General features: G+C 65.4%; 14 protein-coding genes. 6 read left to right on the top strand and 8 right to left on the bottom strand.

The window, feature by feature from the left end:
* Positions 1-48: 48 nt before the first annotated feature.
* Positions 49-690, bottom strand: a complete 642-nt coding sequence (deoC, locus tag HF885_RS00955) for a deoxyribose-phosphate aldolase (RefSeq protein ID WP_170103109.1) — start codon at positions 688-690, stop codon at positions 49-51.
* A 196-nt stretch (positions 691-886) separates the two neighbouring features.
* Positions 887-1,912: a LacI family DNA-binding transcriptional regulator gene (locus HF885_RS00950; RefSeq protein WP_170103108.1), complete on the bottom strand. Its 1,026-nt coding sequence runs from the start codon at positions 1,910-1,912 to the stop codon at positions 887-889.
* Positions 1,913-2,213: 301 nt separating this feature from the next.
* On the opposite strand from HF885_RS00950, the gene HF885_RS00945 reads away from it, so the two are divergent.
* Positions 2,214-3,428, top strand: coding sequence for an NADP-dependent isocitrate dehydrogenase (locus HF885_RS00945; RefSeq protein ID WP_170103107.1), 1,215 nt, complete (start codon positions 2,214-2,216; stop codon positions 3,426-3,428).
* On the top strand, positions 3,429-4,253 hold the full coding sequence (locus HF885_RS00940) for a Cof-type HAD-IIB family hydrolase (protein WP_170103106.1): 825 nt from the start codon (positions 3,429-3,431) through the stop codon (positions 4,251-4,253).
* A gap of 38 nt (positions 4,254-4,291) precedes the next feature.
* Here the strand turns inward: HF885_RS00940 and HF885_RS00935 are convergent, their stop codons facing one another.
* On the bottom strand, positions 4,292-5,254 hold the full coding sequence (locus HF885_RS00935) for a glycerophosphodiester phosphodiesterase family protein (protein ID WP_170103105.1): 963 nt from the start codon (positions 5,252-5,254) through the stop codon (positions 4,292-4,294).
* Between the two features lie 179 nt (positions 5,255-5,433).
* Between HF885_RS00935 and HF885_RS00930 the strand changes: the two genes are divergently transcribed.
* Positions 5,434-6,357 carry a LysR family transcriptional regulator gene (locus HF885_RS00930; protein ID WP_170103104.1) on the top strand — a complete coding sequence of 308 codons (924 nt, stop codon included), beginning with the start codon at positions 5,434-5,436 and terminating at the stop codon, positions 6,355-6,357.
* A 73-nt stretch (positions 6,358-6,430) separates the two neighbouring features.
* Here the strand turns inward: HF885_RS00930 and HF885_RS00925 are convergent, their stop codons facing one another.
* Positions 6,431-8,383, bottom strand: a complete 1,953-nt coding sequence (locus HF885_RS00925; RefSeq protein ID WP_170103103.1) for an FAD-dependent oxidoreductase — start codon at positions 8,381-8,383, stop codon at positions 6,431-6,433.
* Positions 8,384-8,854: 471 nt separating this feature from the next.
* Here HF885_RS00925 and HF885_RS10695 point away from each other — a divergent pair, with 471 nt between their 5' ends.
* Positions 8,855-9,226 (top strand): type II toxin-antitoxin system RelE/ParE family toxin, encoded by a 372-nt coding sequence (locus HF885_RS10695; protein ID WP_170103101.1) that lies wholly within the window; start codon positions 8,855-8,857, stop codon positions 9,224-9,226.
* A gap of 204 nt (positions 9,227-9,430) precedes the next feature.
* Here the strand turns inward: HF885_RS10695 and HF885_RS00910 are convergent, their stop codons facing one another.
* The 4 genes from HF885_RS00910 to HF885_RS00895 all read right to left on the bottom strand — a co-directional run bounded on the left by HF885_RS00910 (position 9,431) and on the right by HF885_RS00895 (position 13,353).
* Positions 9,431-10,072: an NAD(P)-dependent oxidoreductase gene (locus HF885_RS00910; protein ID WP_170103100.1), complete on the bottom strand. Its 642-nt coding sequence runs from the start codon at positions 10,070-10,072 to the stop codon at positions 9,431-9,433.
* Positions 10,073-10,337: 265 nt separating this feature from the next.
* Positions 10,338-11,027: a transaldolase family protein gene (locus tag HF885_RS00905; RefSeq protein WP_170103099.1), complete on the bottom strand. Its 690-nt coding sequence runs from the start codon at positions 11,025-11,027 to the stop codon at positions 10,338-10,340.
* A 160-nt stretch (positions 11,028-11,187) separates the two neighbouring features.
* Positions 11,188-12,609, bottom strand: a complete 1,422-nt coding sequence (locus tag HF885_RS00900; protein WP_170103098.1) for an amidophosphoribosyltransferase — start codon at positions 12,607-12,609, stop codon at positions 11,188-11,190.
* A gap of 204 nt (positions 12,610-12,813) precedes the next feature.
* Complete coding sequence (locus tag HF885_RS00895; protein WP_170103097.1) at positions 12,814-13,353, bottom strand: GNAT family N-acetyltransferase; 540 nt, start codon at positions 13,351-13,353, stop codon at positions 12,814-12,816.
* A 215-nt stretch (positions 13,354-13,568) separates the two neighbouring features.
* On the opposite strand from HF885_RS00895, the gene HF885_RS00890 reads away from it, so the two are divergent.
* Positions 13,569-14,063, top strand: coding sequence for a MarR family winged helix-turn-helix transcriptional regulator (locus HF885_RS00890; RefSeq protein WP_235927223.1), 495 nt, complete (start codon positions 13,569-13,571; stop codon positions 14,061-14,063).
* A 202-nt stretch (positions 14,064-14,265) separates the two neighbouring features.
* Positions 14,266-15,402, top strand: a complete 1,137-nt coding sequence (locus HF885_RS00885) for an ATP-binding protein (protein WP_170103096.1) — start codon at positions 14,266-14,268, stop codon at positions 15,400-15,402.
* Positions 15,403-15,476: the final 74 nt, after the last annotated feature.

Below are 15,476 nucleotides of genomic sequence, written 5' to 3'. Positions count from 1 at the left end.
GCCGCCCGCGATGGACGGCCCCCTGCCTTTTGGCTTTGTGATGCCCGACTACTCCGTGCAGATCGCGACGGACGCGCTCGCGCCAATGCGGTCCGCGCCGGCGGCGATCATGGCAAGGGCGTCCTCGCGCGTGTGGATGCCGCCCGCGGCCTTGATCTTCAGGCGGTCTCCCACCGTGCGCTTCATGAGCTCCACGTCGTGCACGGTAGCACCACCGGTGCTGAAGCCGGTCGAGGTCTTCACGAACGCTGCCCCGGCGGCCTCGGCGCACTTGCACGCGCGCACGATCTGGTCGTCGTCCAGCAGGCAGCACTCCAGGATCACCTTCACGGGGTGTCCCTGCGCCGCCTCCACCACGGCGGCGATGTCCTTCGTGCAGTACTCGTCGTCGCCGCTCAGCAGCCTGCCCACGTTCAGCACCATGTCAATCTCCGTGGTGCCGTCCTCCACAGCCTGCCTGGCTTCCGCCACCTTTCCGGCGGTGCTGCATGCGCCCAGCGGAAAGCTGATGCACGTGGTGATGCCCACGCCGGAGCCCTTCAGTCGCTCCGCCGCAAATGCCGTCCACGTGCCGTTGATGGACACGGTCTTGAAGTGGTACTCGCGTGCCTCGTCGCACAGCTTCCCCAGCTGCTCCTGCGTGGCGTTCTGCTTCAGCAGCGTGTGGTCCATGTACTGGTTGAGCTCCATCCTGCGCTTCCCTTCCGTCGCGTTCGCTCCTGTGGGTAATCGTTTACTCACATTTGTCGCCTGTCAGCGTAAACGTTTACTCATCCCGTGTCAACATGCCTGGCCCAAAGGCCGCGCACTTCTCGCCTAGCGCACTTCTCGCCCAGCGCGCTCCCGGTCAGCGGCCTCCCGTCCTTCCGGCACGCGCCCCGCACCATCACACGTTTCGCCCGCGCATGGTGGACTCGCGTCGCACCAGGCGCACGGGCACCAGCTCGTGGCGGCCCTGCCCAAGCTCCCCCGCTATCATCTGCAGCATGATCTGCGCGGCCAGGCTGCCTATGCGCTCCGGGTCCTGCGCGATGGTCGTCAGCGGCGGGCGGCCAAACCGCGCCAGCAGGATGTCGTCGTGACCCACCACGGCAACGTCCTGCGGCACGCGCACGCCGCGCTCGCGCAGCGCCTCCAGCGCACCCATGGCCAGACGGTCCGTCTGGGCAAACACGCCGTCGAACTCGAGCCCCGCGTCCAGGGCCGCCGCCACGGCGTCGTGGCCAGAGGGAAAGTCCGTCGCGGGCGGGTGGATCACGCGCCTTCCGTCCAGGGGCACGCCCAGGCGCGCAAGCTCCTGCGCAAAGCTGCGCGTGCGCACCTCCGTCACGGGAAAGCCGGCCGTCGCCGTAAGCACCATCGGGCGCGTACAGCCGCAGCGCGCAAGCTCCTGCGCGGCAAGCCGCCCGCTGGCCACGTTGTCGCTCATCACGGAGCTGACGTTGGGGCCAAGGTCGCCCTCGGGCACCTCGCGGTCGATGTAAAGCGTGGGCACGTCGCGGCGCACGGCCGCGCGCACGTCCTCCAGGCTGTTTGCGCTCACGATGCCCGACACGCGCTGCGCCGCAAGCGACGCGTGGCATTGGCGCTCCATGTCAGGGTCGTGGTTGGTGTTGTAGATCACGATTGAGAGCCCGGCCGCAAACAGCCCCGCCTGCAGCGTCACGATCATGCGTGAGAAGAACTCGTTGCTGATGTTGGGCACGATCACGCCCACGGCGTCCGCGCGCTGCTGGCGAAGGCCGCGCGCCAGCTGGTTGGGCTGGTAGTGCAGGCGCTCGATCGCCTCGCGCACGCGCGCCTCCGTCTGGGCGGAGAACCGGCCGTTGTGGTTGATCACGCGCGACACCGTCGCAACGGATACGCCCGCGGCACGGGCCACCTCCCTCACCGTCACGCGCGAGCCTGCCATGCGTCCTCCCCTCCCGCGCGGCACCGCGCCGCGCCCCCCTCATGGTAGGGCAAGCGCCGCGCTTCGACCCCGCGGCGCGCCCCAGCGGAAGGCAAACGTTTAATCTGCGCTACAAAACGACGTGGCGCGGCACTTCTCGCCCAGACGGGCGCAGGAAAGCCGCTAGACTAGGGGCGCATGCGGCATGTGGGCGAGAAGTACGTGCGCCCGCGGCTGCCGCGCGCACGGATGTGAGGCTCAACGCTGGTTGGCGCCCGCGGCCGCCGGCCCGGGGCGCCCGGACGCTCGTTCGGAGGTTTTGATGGCCAAGATTTTGATGAAGACCCCCCTCGTCGAGATGGACGGGGACGAGATGACGCGCATCATGTGGAAGATGATCAAGGACGACCTCATCGTCCCGTTCGTCGACCTGAGGACCGAGTACTTCGACCTGGGGCTCGAGAACCGCAACGCCACCGACGACCAGGTCACGATCGACTCCGCCAACGCCACGAAGCGCCTGGGCGTGGCCGTGAAGTGCGCCACCATCACGCCGAACGCGGCCCGCATGGAGGAATACGACCTCAAGAAGATGTGGAAGAGCCCCAACGGCACCATCCGCGCCATGCTGGACGGCACCGTGTTTCGCGCGCCCATCCTGGTGAAGGGCATCGAGCCGTACGTGCGCACGTGGAAGGCGCCCATCACCATCGCGCGTCACGCGTACGGCGACGTGTACCGCGACGTGGAGATGCGCGTTCCCGGCCCCGGAAGGGTCGACCTGACGTACACGCCGGCCGACGGCGGCGATCCGCAGTCCGTCTGCGTGCACGAGTTCGCGGGCCCCGGCGTGGTGGAGGGCATGCACAACCTGGACGAGTCCATAACCGGCTTTGCGCACGCGTGCTTTAGCTATGCGCTCGAGACCAGGCAAGACCTGTGGTTTGCCACGAAGGACACCATCAGCAAGACGTACGACCACCGCTTCAAGGACGTGTTCGCGGACCTGTACGAGACGGAGTACAGGGAGAAGTTCGAGGCTGCGGACATCGAGTACTTCTATACCCTGATAGACGACGCCGTGGCCCGCGTGATGCGCTCAGAGGGCGGCTTCATCTGGGCGTGCAAGAACTACGACGGCGACGTGATGAGCGACATGGTATCGACCGCATTCGGCAGCCTGGCCATGATGACGTCCGTGCTGGTGAGCCCCCACGGCTACTGGGAGTACGAAGCGGCGCACGGCACGGTGCAGCGCCACTACTACAAGCACCTGAGGGGCGAGAGGACCTCGACGAACTCCGTCGCGACCATCTTCGCGTGGTCCGGCGCCCTGCGCAAGCGCGGCGAGCTGGACGGCACGCCCGACCTGGTGCGCTTTGCCGACGCGCTCGAGAGGGCGACCATCGGCACCATCGAGGACGGCAAGATGACGGGCGACCTGGCGCGCATCACCACGCTGCCGAACCCGCGGCAGCTTGACACGGAGGAGTTCATCCTCGCGATCGCGGACCGCCTTCAGAAGGAGCTTGCGTAGGTGGCCGGCACATACCGCCTGATAGCGCTTGACATGGACGGCACCCTCCTGACCACGGGCAAGAGGGTGTCGCCCGCTACGTCTGCGGCGCTGCGTCGGCTTGCCGACTCCGGCGCGTTCGCGACCATCGCCACGGGCCGCGCGTACCGCGAGCTCGAGCCGCTGAGGCACGACCTCGCGCCCGTGCGCTACGCCGTGTGCGCAAACGGCGCCGTGGTGATGGACCTGTGGGAGCGCCGCAGCGTGAGCGTGACCACCATCCCCAACCACGGCGCGATCCAGGCGGTGCGCGCGGGTCTTTCGAACGGCTGCCTGGTGAACGTGCTGACGCAGACCGGCGCATACCTGAACCTTGCGGACGTCGAGCGCGCGGACGAGCTGGGGCTTGGCCAGTACAAGGGCCTGTGGGCGCAGGTGAACGAGCAGATGGACGACCCCATCGAGTTCCTGCGCACTCACCCCAACAAGGCCGTCAAGATCAACCTGTACCACTTTACGCAGGAGGCGCGCGAGCGCACGCGCGCTCAGCTTGCGGGCGCGGACGTACAGGTCGCGTTTGCGGAGGGCGCATCGGTGGAGATAACGGCGCCCGGCGTGCGCAAGGACAGCGGCATCGCCCACCTGTGCGACGAGCTAGGCATCACGATGTCGCAGGTCGTGGCCGTGGGCGACGGCGACAACGACCTGGACATGCTGCGCAGCGCCGGCCTGGGCGTCGCGATGGCAAACGCCACGCCGCAGGCGCTCGCGGCCGCGGACGTCTGCACCACGGCCGACTGCGACCACGACGGCGTGGCCGAGACGATCGAGCGCTACTTCCTGTAGGCGGGTGCTGGGTGCGGGCCGGCTGCTGGGGGCGGGCCCTACACCTGGGCGTGGGTGGAATCCGGCACGAAGCCCTCGAATATGGCGACGCCACCCTCAGTCTCGGCGGCGGCAAGGTCCTGCGGGTTCTTTATGGTCCAGAACACGGGCTTCGCGCCCAGGGCCTGAACCAGCCTGAACGCGGGTGTCGCGCGGTCCGCGAACTTGTACGCAACGAAATCCGGCCGCGCAAGGGAGTTTGCGACCATGGACGTCGCAGCCGCGTCGCGCGCGGCGGTGCAGACGGAGGCCAGGGCCTGCCGGTGCGCGGGCGCGCTCTTCTCGCCCGTGCGGGCGGACGCCGCGGACTTTGCGGACGTTGCTGCGAGGTAGTCCTTGCTCAGCTGGCCGCGGACGACCTCTGGGCGGTGGCGGCGCAGCCACACCAGCACGCGCGGGTCGAAACTCTCCACGCAGTAGCTGACGCAGTGGCAATCGAGCTCGTCCATGGTCTTGTGGCAGAGCTCCGCCACGCGCGGCCACGCGGCGCCCTCGGTCTTCACCTCCACGATGAGCGGCAGCGGGTCCGCGTCGCCCTCGCAGTCCGCATCGAACACGGAAAGCGCCTCGTCGAAGGTGGGGATGCGCTCGTCCGTGCCGTCCAGGCAAAGCTCGCGCAGGTCCTGCAGGGTGCTCTTCTCGACCGTGAGGGCGCGTCCGCACATGCGCCGCGTGCTGGCGTCGTGAATGACCGCAAGCTGGCCGTCCGCGGTGAGGTGGACGTCGAGCTCCACGCCAAAGCCCAGGTCGCGGGCGCGCCGGAACGCCGAGAGCGAGTTTTCTGGGATGCCTAGGTCGCGGTCGTGCAGGCCGCGGTGGGCAAAGCGGTGCTGGCGGATCTTGCCCCAGCGGGCGTCCACGTACGAGTCGTTCTTGCGCGGCGACACCAGGGCGGCGGTCGCGACGGCGCCTGCGCATGCGACCGCGGTGGTCCTCGCGAGCGCGGTGGTTGCTCTTCTCATATGGATGGTCCCTTCTGGCGTCGGCCGCGTGCGCGGGTGCGGCACGGGTGTCTTGTCTTGTGGCACGTCCGCGGCGCGCGGGCGCGGCATGCCTCCTACCATGTTCCGCCTTTGTGGCGGTCGTGGGGCCGACGGAGCGGCAGACGGTTGTGTCAGAATGGAGCGGACGGAGGTGGCGCATGAAGCTGCAGCAACTGCGATACGTGATCCAGGTGGCGGAGTCGGGCTCGCTCACGGCGGCGGCCGAGCGGCTGTTCGTTGCGCAGCCCAGCCTGTCGAAGGCCGTCGCGGAGCTGGAGCGCGAGATGGGCGTCACGATCTTCACGCGGTCGCGCACGGGCGTTGAGCTGACAGAGGAGGGCACGCGCTTCCTCTCGTACGCGCGACAGGTGGTTGAGCAGGCGGACCTCCTGGAGGCGGAGTACAAGGGCGGCACCCGCGTGCGCCGCGTGTTTGGCGTGTCCGCGCAGCACTACGCGTTCGTGGTGAACGCGTTCGTGCGGCTGGTGCGCGAGCACGGCGCCAGCAGCTACGAGTTCTCGCTGCGCGAGTCCACGACGGCCGGCATCCTGGACGACGTGCGCGTGCAGCGCAGCGAGCTGGGGATCCTGTACCGCAGCCACTTCAACCGCGACGTGATATCTAACGCGGTGCGCGCGGCCGGGCTCGCGTTCGAGCCGCTGTTCACGGCGACGCCGCACGTCTTCGTGAGCCGCGACAACCCCCTGGCGGACCGCGCGTCCGTCACGCTCGCCGACCTGCGCCCCTACCCGCGCCTGAGCTACGACCAGGGCATCCACAACTCGCCGTACTTCGCGGAGGAGCTCCACATCACGGAGCCTGCCGAGAAGAGCATCGTCGTGACCGACCGTGCCACGCTGTTCAACCTGCTCATAGGGCTGGGTGGCTACACCATATCCTCCGGCATCCTCTCCGAGGCGCTGAACGGCAGCCAGATCGTGGCCGTGCCGCTCGAGAGCGACGAGCGCATGGAGCTGGGCTACGTGCGGCGGCACGACCGGCCGCCCTCGCCCATCGCAAGCCGCTACCTGGAGCTTCTGCGCGGCTACGTCGACGCGTACCGACAGGGCGACCACAGCTAGCGGCCGGGCGCGGACCGGGCCCGACGCCGACGCGCGCGACCGCCCTCGCCCGGCCGCGCGCGGTACGTGACGCCTAGATGTCGAGCGCCGCGTGGTAGCCCCAGTACACGGCGTTCGTGATGGTCGACACGCGCGCCGCGTCGCCAATCACGCGAACGAAGGGAGCGCTGTCCCGCAGGGCATCGGCCACGCCCGTCCTGGAGCGCTGGCCAAGCGCGCAGATGACCGTCGTGCCCGGCACCAGGTGCTCGGCGCCGCTCGCGTCCGCGCACACGACGCCGTCGGCGGTCACGCGCAGACCCTTGTAGCCGGTGTGGACGGTCACGTACTTCTCGACCTCGCGAAGCAGCAGCGGGCGGTGCCGCACGTTCGCGTCCGGCGCCAGCTCGTCGCGCATCTCGACAAGGTGGACCCGCTTGCCCTCCTGCCCCAGGTGAATGGCGCACTCGCATCCCGCGAGGCCGCCGCCAAACACCACGACGTCGTCGCTCACGCGGTCGACGTTCTTGTAGTAGTCGTTCACCACGACAACGTTGTCGCCGTCGAGCCCGGGGATGGGCGGCACGAGCGGCGAGGAGCCAACCGCGACGATGAGCGCGTCCGCGCCCTCCGCCTCGACCAGCTCGGGCGTAACCTCGCAGTTCAGGCGGATCTGCACGCCGGCCCTGCGCGCCAGCCGCTCGTAGGTGCCCGTGAGCTCGTACATCTCGTACTTGAACGGCAGGGCGCGCTCGCTCTTGAGGATTCCCCCAAGCTCGCCCTCCTTCTCGCACAGCAGCACGTCGTGGCCGCGGCGCGCCGCGGTGTACGCCGCGTACAGGCCGCCGGGGCCGCCGCCCGCCACAAGCACCCTCTTGCGGCGGGACTCCGGCACGGGCACGACCTCGTCGCTCTCGGACTCGCGCCCGATGAGCGGGTTCACGGTGCAGCGGCGCGTGGACGTCGCCGCGCGCTCCGCCATGCACGTGAAGCAGCGCAGGCAGCGCACGATCTCGTCGTCGCGCCCCTCGGTCACCTTGCGCGGAAGGAAGGGGTCGGCGAGAAGGGCGCGCGCCATGTACACGACGTCCGCCTGCCCCGAGGCCACGATCTTCTCCATCTGCTCCGGGTCGTTCAGGCCGCCAATGGTCGCGACGGGCTTGCTCACGTGGCGCTTGACCTCTGCGGCAAGGTAGACGTTGCGACCGTGCGCCTCGAACATGGAGGGGTGGGTGATGCCGAACGTCTTCTGGTACGTGCCGGCCGAGACGTGGATGAGGTCGACGTAGGGCTCGATGGCCTGGGCTATGCGCACGCCCTCCTCCAGGTCGTAGCCTCCCTCGCAGAACTCCGCGCCGCTCATGCGGAACTCGATCGGGAAGAAGGGTCCCACGGCCTCGCGCACGGACTTGAGCACCTCGACGGCAAGGCGGCAGCGGTTCTGGAGCGAGCCGCCGTACTCGTCCGTCCTGTGGTTGAACAGGGGCGAGAGGAACTGGTTGATGAGCCATCCGTGGCCACCGTGGATCATGAGCATCTCGAAGCCCGCGCGCTTTGCGAGCCCCGCCACGTAGCCGTAGGCGCGGACGATGTCCGCGATCTGCTCCTGCGACAGGGCGCGCACGGCAACGCCGTCGGCGCGGACGGTATCCGAGGGGCCCCACTGGTTGAGCCCGTGCTGGCGGGTCTTGTCCGTCATGTACGTGCCGGCGAACATTCCGGAGTGCGAAAGCTCCAGCGACGGGATGGCGCCGTGGCGGCGGATGGCGTCCGCGGTGTACGTGGCGCACGCCAGGGAGTTGAGGATGGACTCGTCCAGGTGGTAGGCGTGGCTGCCGTCCGTCTGCGGGTGCACCATGCACTCGGACACGGTGACCGCGCCGGCGCCGCCCTTGCCCCTCAGCTCGTAGAACGCCGTCGACTTGGGACCGATGCAGCCATCGTTAGTGATGTCCGTGCCACCCATGGGCGCGCTGAACATGCGGTTCCTGAACGTGGTCCTCCCAAGGGTGATGGGCTTGCAGAGGTTGGGGTACTTGCGCTGCATTTGCTCTCCCGTCCATTCGGGCCGCGTCTCGCGGCAAGAAGTCACGCGCATATGATACGTGAGCGCAAAGCAATCCACACCATACCGACACACGTGTGATGCCAGGGAGTTGGACAGATTGCTCAGTTAGCCCGCATTTATATGTACATCTGTCCCAACGCTATATCGGCGCACGACAAGCAAATCATCCTTGTCGACCTGGATTGCTGTAATATACTACGTATTATTTTACGTATGATTGGACTCAACTCATGCCAACGATTAAACCCATTTCCAATCTGAGGAATTACAGCGAGGTGCTTGATGGGGTCTGCCCTGGCTCACCTGTGTTTCTTACGAAAAATGGCCATGGTCGTTACGCGATTCTCGATATGGCAGACTACGACCGTCTTATAGCCGCGCAATCACTCTTCTCTGAACTTGAACATGGCAGGATGTCGGGTGAGAACCATGGCTGGATAACATCTGAAGATGTTCGATCTCACTTCGAGAATAGACACGGCAATGGGGCATGAGGTCGTTTACTCCCCTGACGCGCTAGCCGACCTCGACAAGATATGGGAATGGATTGCCGTCGAGAACGAGGAACCTGCCTCAGCCTCAAGTACGATTGACGCAATACTTGACCGTATCGACGACGTCGCAACCTTCCCGAACTCTGCCCCTCCACTGGACACGGTTTGCCAGATACACTCGAGCTGGCGATTCGTCAGCGCCCGTGGCTATATGGCGTTTTTTAGGGTTGGTCGAACTCGTCTGTATGTGGATCGCATCCTCAGCAGCAAGAGCGACTTCCTTAGGGTTTTGCTAGACTCGTCGGATGGAATCGATTTATATAATTGAGTCACGACATCTCCAGCCATGGGCGGCTGCACGAACGTAGAACATTGATTCCAAGGTTGACGTTTGGGTCGCGTTTTCCCAGTTGGGCGAAATGTGTAGGAAAAATGTTCTACGTTCGCACCCGCCACGCAAGCGCACGACCCAAAATGGGCGCCTCGCGGCAAACGTCGCGGGGCGCCCCAGGCCTGTGCGTTCAGGATCTTGCTACCTGCGGACCACGGAGATGCGCTGCCCCACGTGGTTTCCGCTCTCGACCTCGTCCACCATGGCAATCGCAAAGTCGGCGTAGCTGATGACGGACTCGCCACGCTCGTTCAGGGTGAGCTCCTCCCCCGCGAGAATGTAAGAGCCGGTGCGCTCGCCGTCCGCCTGGAAGTCGCCCGCAGGAGAGACGAACGTCCACTTCACGTCGTCGCGCTTGCGAAGCTCGGCGAGCTCGTCTGCCTGGGCGGAAGCCGTCGGGACATACTCCTTGGGGAAGTCCGGCGTCTTGTACAGCTGCGTCTTGTGCTCGGGGTCTACGTAGAGCGAACCCGCACCGCCAACGATGAGTAGGCGGGTCTGAGTGCCAGAGAGCACGTCCGCAAGGTGCTGAGAGGTGGTGGTGTGCAGGGGCAGGGTCTCGGGCGTCCATGCACCAAAGGCGTCGACTACCGCCTCGAAGCCCGCGAGGTCGTCGGCCGTGATGTCCATGATGCCCTTCTGCACGAAGTGTTGTGCCTCGGACTTGTTCTCGCTGCGGGCGAAGCCGGTCACGTCAAAGCCGCGGGCGACGGCCTCCCTAACGATGAGCCGGCCGTTGCGGCCGTTGGATGCGACGACGGCGATCTTCCTGGTGTCGGTCATGTCTCTCTCCTTCTAGCTCAGCCGCGGCAAGGAGCCGCGCCAACGTCTTTCGTCTGACAGCAAGAACTATACGGAGGTAGGACTACTAATGGTAGTAGGCACTTTATAGTACTGTAGGTTCCTACTAGTAACTATTGGCAATCAACACTTGTTTTATACTCATGCGGTTCTGTCATAGCTCACCAAGTACAAAGAGACCCGCCACGGAAAGCACTCCGAGGCGGGTCCATAGTTTTCAGCGTCGTTCGCGGAGCCCAGGTCCTGGCTACTTGGCCTCTCCCGTGACCTTCGCCCAGTCGGCCGCGAACTTCGCGAGGCCCTCGGTCGTCAGCGGATGGTGCACGCACTTCTTCAGCGCGCCAAACGGCACGGTCGCGATGTCCGCGCCCAGAAGCGCCGCCTGCGTCACGTGGTTGGGTGTGCGGACGGAGGCAGTGATGATCTCCGGGCCGCCCTCCTCGTCCCAGTAGCCGTAGTCGTAGTTCTTCACGCACTCGACTACCGTGGAGAGCTGCTCGATGCCGTCATCACCAATGTCGTCGAAGCGACCGACGAACGGGCTGATGTAGCGTGCGCCGGCACGGGCGGCGAGAAGAGCCTGCGGTGCGGAGAAGACGAGCGTCATGTTGACACGAATCCCCTCGGCCGCGAGCTTGTGGGTCGCGGGCAGCGACTCCTCGCAGATCGGCAGCTTGACCACGATGTTTGGCGCGAGCGACGCGAGGTGCTCGCCCTCGGCGATCATGCCCTCGGTCGTCTCGGCCGTGGACTCGGCAGACACCGGCACGCCCTCGCCCACGATCTTGCAGATCTTGACCATGTGGTCCTCGAAGTCGGCAAGCTTTCCGCCTGTCTTCGCGTAGAGCGACGGGTTGGTGGTGACGCCGGCGAGGATGCCCCAGTCGGAGGCCTGCTTGATCTCGTCGAGGTCCGCGGTATCGATGAAGAACTTCATGGCTAGCCCTTTCTGTCCGAAACCTGCTTTCCAGTTTGTTATTGTTGCGGCTCTATCGTAACGCTCTTCTCCACAAAGTGGACCAACAATCGGTAGTCAACCAAAATCGACAGACCGCCATCGCACACGCCACGTCAGACGGCGGCCACCCGGCGTGAGCCTACTCGCGACCGTCCCAGCAGTACGTGCAGACCTTGTCGCGGTCGAGGCCGATCGCCTCGAGCAGGCCGTCGAGCGACTGGTAGCGCAGCGAGTCGAAGCCCATCTCCTCGCAGATGGATTTCAGCAGGCAGCGGCCGCGCTCCGTGGCGTCGTCCGCGTACTCCGCGATGTGTTCCTCGCCGCCGTCGGGCTCGAGCTCCCTTATCTTGCGGCGCGCGATGAGCTCGTAGTCGGAGTTCGAGCGCGAGAACGAAAGGTACTTGCAACCGTACATGATGGGCGGGCACGCGGAGCGCATGTGCACCTCGCGGGCGCCCGTGTCGTACAGGAAGTCGACGGTCTCGCGCAGTTGCGTGCCGCGTACGATGGAGTCGTCCACCAGAAGCAGGCGCTTGCCGGCTATCAGCTCTGGCACGGGAATCTGCTTCATCTTCGCGACGCGGTTGCGAATGGCCTGGTTGGTGGGCATGAACGAGCGCGGCCACGTTGGTGTGTACTTCACGAACGGGCGCGCGAACGTCTGGCCCGTCTGCATGGCGAAGCCCAGGGCGTGCGGCAGGCCGGAGTCCGGCACGCCCGCCACGTAGTCCACCTCGGGCAGCGTGCCCTCAACCTCCTCGCGACGCGCCATGATGCGGCCGTTGCGATAGCGCATGACCTCGACGTTCACGCCCTCGTAGTTTGAGTTGGGGTATCCGTAGTACACCCACAGGAACGCGCAGATCCGCATGCGGTCGCACGGCCTGGCCAGCACCTCGTAGCCGTCCGGGCCAATGCGCACGATCTCGCCGGGACCAAGCTCGTGCTCGTCCGCATAGCCCAGCTTGCCGTACGCGAAGCTCTCGAACGAGACGCAGTAGCCGTCGTCGTCCCTTCCCACCAGCACGGGCAGGCGCCCCATGCGGTCGCGCGCCGCAACAAGGTGGCCGTCCTCGGTCATGACGAGCAGCGTGAGCGAGCCCTCGATCTTCTCTTGCGCATAGCGGATACCATCGACCAGGTTGTCCTGCGAGTTCACTAGCGCGGCCACAAGCTCGCACATGTTGACGTTTCCAGAGCTCATAGCCATGAACTGCGCACCGGCGCCCGTGAGCTCATCTACCAGCGCGTCGAAGTTCGTGATGTTACCCACCACGGATATTGCATACACGCCCAGGTGCGAGCGCACAAGCAGCGGCTGCGGGTCCATGTCGCTGATGCAGCCCATGGCGCAGGTGCCGCGAAATCCCGGCAGGTCGTGGTCGAAGCGCGTGCGGAACGGCGTGTTCTCGATGGAGTGGATCTCCTTCTTGAAGCCGCCCTCCGGCAGGCACGACACCATGCCCGCGCGACGCGTGCCCAGGTGGGAGTGGTAGTCGACGCCAAAGAACACGTCCAGGATGACGTCGCGGCGCGAAACCGCACCAAAGAATGCGCCCATGTGACCTCCAGGTCAGTCGTCGGGCCGAAAGCGCGTCCGCGCGACGCCGCCCCGCCGGCCCGCCTTGCCAAGCCGTCAAGAAACCGCACCTAGAAGTATACGGCGGGCGAGAAGAACAAGACCCTTTCCCCGCGGGCGCATGCGTGGACGGTAGCTCCCCGTGCCCCTGCGGCGCGCCATCGTGCCCGCACCCGCGGGCCGATATCATGCGCGCATGCGCCCCCACCGTTCGCGACGCAGCACGTTTTCGACCTCCGGAAGCGTGTAGCCCAGGCGCGTGTCGCCGTGGGGATCAGTCCGCACAAACTCAAACCCCAGCTTATGCTGCACGCGGGCCGAGCGCGCGTTGCCATCGTAGTGGCAGCACCACACGGCGTCGCAGCCAAGGTCCGCAAACGCGCGGGCGACCAGGCACGAAGCCGCCTCCGTGACGTAGCCGCAACCCCAGTACGGACGTCCCACCCAAAAGCCAAGCTCGGGCTCCGCGTCCAGACCAGAGCACGAGTCCTCGCCAAACCTGAGCGCGACGCACCCCACGAGCGCACCGTCGCACGACCGCACGACGGCATACGTCTCTGGCGCCGAAAGCACGTCCTCGATGGTGCGAAGGCTTTCCGCCACGTCCGCGTGCGGCGGCCAACCGGCGGCCGGCCCCACCTCAGAATCGCGTGCAAGCTGGTAGAGCGCCTCCGCGTCCGAAGACGCCCATGGGCGCAGCAGGAGCCTCTTGGTCCTCAGTTCCATGCTCTTCTCCCTTCGCAAGGCACTCGTAACATCGGCAAGACTATAGCGTCGCACGACGGGCGGCACTCCACCCCACACCGCGATGTGGCGATTTTTCTTGCGCGCAATCGGGTACCATCGATATTAATCGTACGCTATATAATATTGCGCTTGTCTATAGCGCATCAAGCTGACCCGCCACAGATTCACCAGTCGCTGGGTCGCAAGGAGGCTACATGCAACAGAACACCTTGCCCGCACGTCAGGCGATGCCCTCGCAGTCGCCCGCGAACCCGGACCCGCTTGCGCTGGAAAACCAGCTCTGCTTCCCGCTATATGCGGCCTCCAAGGAGCTTACCCGCAGGTACAAGCCATTTCTTGACCCGCTGGGCCTGACGTACACGCAGTACGTGACCATGATGGTCCTGTGGGAGAAGGACGGCATAACCGTGACGGAGCTGGGAAGCCGACTGTACCTCAACTCAGCCACGCTGACGCCGCTGCTGAAACGCCTCGAGGTGCACGGCTACATCACGCGCACGCGGTCCGCCAAGGACGAGCGCGCCGTGATCGTGACGCTGACCCCCGCCGGACGCGAGCTACACGAACGCGCGCACGACGTGCCGCACTGCATGGGCAGCTGCGTGAACATGCCCCTGGAAGAGGCCATGGAGCTCAAGCGACTGCTGCTCAAGCTGCTCGACTCGCTCTCGAGCGACGGTGAGCGCTAGGGCCCACCCGCTGCCGCGACCGCTGGAGTCGCCAAAGGCCGTAACCCAAGCGCATGCAACGGTGTAAGAGAGTGTAAAAGAGTGCAAGAACGTGTAGAAGCGTGTAGAAAGGTATAAAAGAGTATATGTTCGTGTAAAAGGGTATAAGACCAACACGTACGGATGAGACGCAGTGCCAACATGGCGAGCAGGAGTGATATGCATGGGACCAAACCCCTTCAAACCTACGGCGGGAAAGATGCCTCCCATCCTCATCGGACGCGAAAGCGTGATTGACGCCTTCGACAGGGGGCTTGCCAATGGGGCAGGTGCGCCAGAGAGGCTCATGCTCATCACGGGTCAGCGCGGATCTGGTAAGACGGTTCTCCTCACCGAGCTTGGGCGCATGGCCAAAAAGGATGGTTGGGACGTAATCTCCGAGACCGCCTCGGGCGGAATGGTGCAAAGGATTGTCGAGAGTCTTCGTGGCACCTCACCAAGAGTCACGAGGGCAAGCATCGGGCCAAGTGCGTCCTTGGGGGGTACCTCCCTCTCGCTCGGATCGGTCGAGCTGTCTCGCCCGGAGGCACCCCTCACGATCCGCGCGGCAATCGAGGACAGGCTGGCCAGGCTTCCCAAGGGCAAGGGCGTGCTAATCACGATCGATGAGGTGCAATCTGCCTCGAGGGACGACCTCGTGGCCATTTCGACTGCGGTGCAACACGTCATTCGCGACGAGGACATGACCGACTTACCCGATACGCAGAAGCATGGCATTGCGCTGGCGTTCGCAGGCCTGCCCATAGCCATTGATAACCTCGTGAACGACGACGTCCTCACCTTCCTACGGCGATGCGTCCGCTACGACCTCGGCGAGGTAAGAATCCCCGATGTAAAGAACGCCTACATAAGCACGGTGAACGACTCTGGCAAGATGATTTCCGAGAAGGACGCGCAGACCGCAGCAGAGGCCTCTTCGGGCTTCCCCTTCATGATCCAGCTTGTGGGGTATTACATGTGGCAGTCCGCCGACGTCAACGGATCGGATGCCATCACGGCAGAGCATGTTTCCATCGGCGCCACCGATGCGGCGAACGCATTCCAAGACTCCGTGTGCGCTCCGGCAGTTCGCTCCCTTACTGTCGCCCAACGCGAGTTCATACTTGCGATGGTGCCGGATCTGCCCGAGCCCTCCCAGGTGGCGCACATCGCAGAACGGTGCCGCAAGTCCATGAGCTGGGCAGGCAAGTATCGCGCCAGCCTCATCGCCTCGAACCTCATCGAGCCCGCAGGGAGGGGTTACGTGCGCATCTCCATGCCCCACCTTGCAGAGTACCTGCAGACGCGTCGAGAAGCCTAGCGCACCGAGTCATGCCCCCATAATCAAACGCGTTTCTCGCCACCCCCCGCCTCATGCGGCGGAGTCAGGGAAGA

Source organism: Parafannyhessea umbonata (genome assembly GCF_012844235.1).
GTDB lineage: Bacteria > Actinomycetota > Coriobacteriia > Coriobacteriales > Atopobiaceae > Parafannyhessea.
This window is presented reverse-complemented; position numbering and strand designations above follow the sequence as displayed.

Excerpts from the sequence above, each read along its gene's own strand:
- deoC (WP_170103109.1), bottom strand. The coding sequence starts at position 690 with ATGGAGCTCAACCAGTACATGGACCACACGCTGCTGAAGCAGAACGCC.
- HF885_RS00950 (WP_170103108.1), bottom strand. The coding sequence starts at position 1,912 with ATGGCAGGCTCGCGCGTGACGGTGAGGGAGGTGGCCCGTGCCGCGGGC.
- HF885_RS00945 (WP_170103107.1), top strand. The coding sequence starts at position 2,214 with ATGGCCAAGATTTTGATGAAGACCCCCCTCGTCGAGATGGACGGGGAC.
- HF885_RS00935 (WP_170103105.1), bottom strand. The coding sequence starts at position 5,254 with ATGAGAAGAGCAACCACCGCGCTCGCGAGGACCACCGCGGTCGCATGC.
- HF885_RS00930 (WP_170103104.1), top strand. The coding sequence starts at position 5,434 with ATGAAGCTGCAGCAACTGCGATACGTGATCCAGGTGGCGGAGTCGGGC.
- HF885_RS00925 (WP_170103103.1), bottom strand. The coding sequence starts at position 8,383 with ATGCAGCGCAAGTACCCCAACCTCTGCAAGCCCATCACCCTTGGGAGG.
- HF885_RS10695 (WP_170103101.1), top strand. The coding sequence starts at position 8,855 with ATGTTCGATCTCACTTCGAGAATAGACACGGCAATGGGGCATGAGGTC.
- HF885_RS00910 (WP_170103100.1), bottom strand. The coding sequence starts at position 10,072 with ATGACCGACACCAGGAAGATCGCCGTCGTCGCATCCAACGGCCGCAAC.
- HF885_RS00905 (WP_170103099.1), bottom strand. The coding sequence starts at position 11,027 with ATGAAGTTCTTCATCGATACCGCGGACCTCGACGAGATCAAGCAGGCC.
- HF885_RS00900 (WP_170103098.1), bottom strand. The coding sequence starts at position 12,609 with ATGGGCGCATTCTTTGGTGCGGTTTCGCGCCGCGACGTCATCCTGGAC.
- HF885_RS00895 (WP_170103097.1), bottom strand. The coding sequence starts at position 13,353 with ATGGAACTGAGGACCAAGAGGCTCCTGCTGCGCCCATGGGCGTCTTCG.
- HF885_RS00890 (WP_235927223.1), top strand. The coding sequence starts at position 13,569 with ATGCAACAGAACACCTTGCCCGCACGTCAGGCGATGCCCTCGCAGTCG.
- HF885_RS00885 (WP_170103096.1), top strand. The coding sequence starts at position 14,266 with ATGGGACCAAACCCCTTCAAACCTACGGCGGGAAAGATGCCTCCCATC.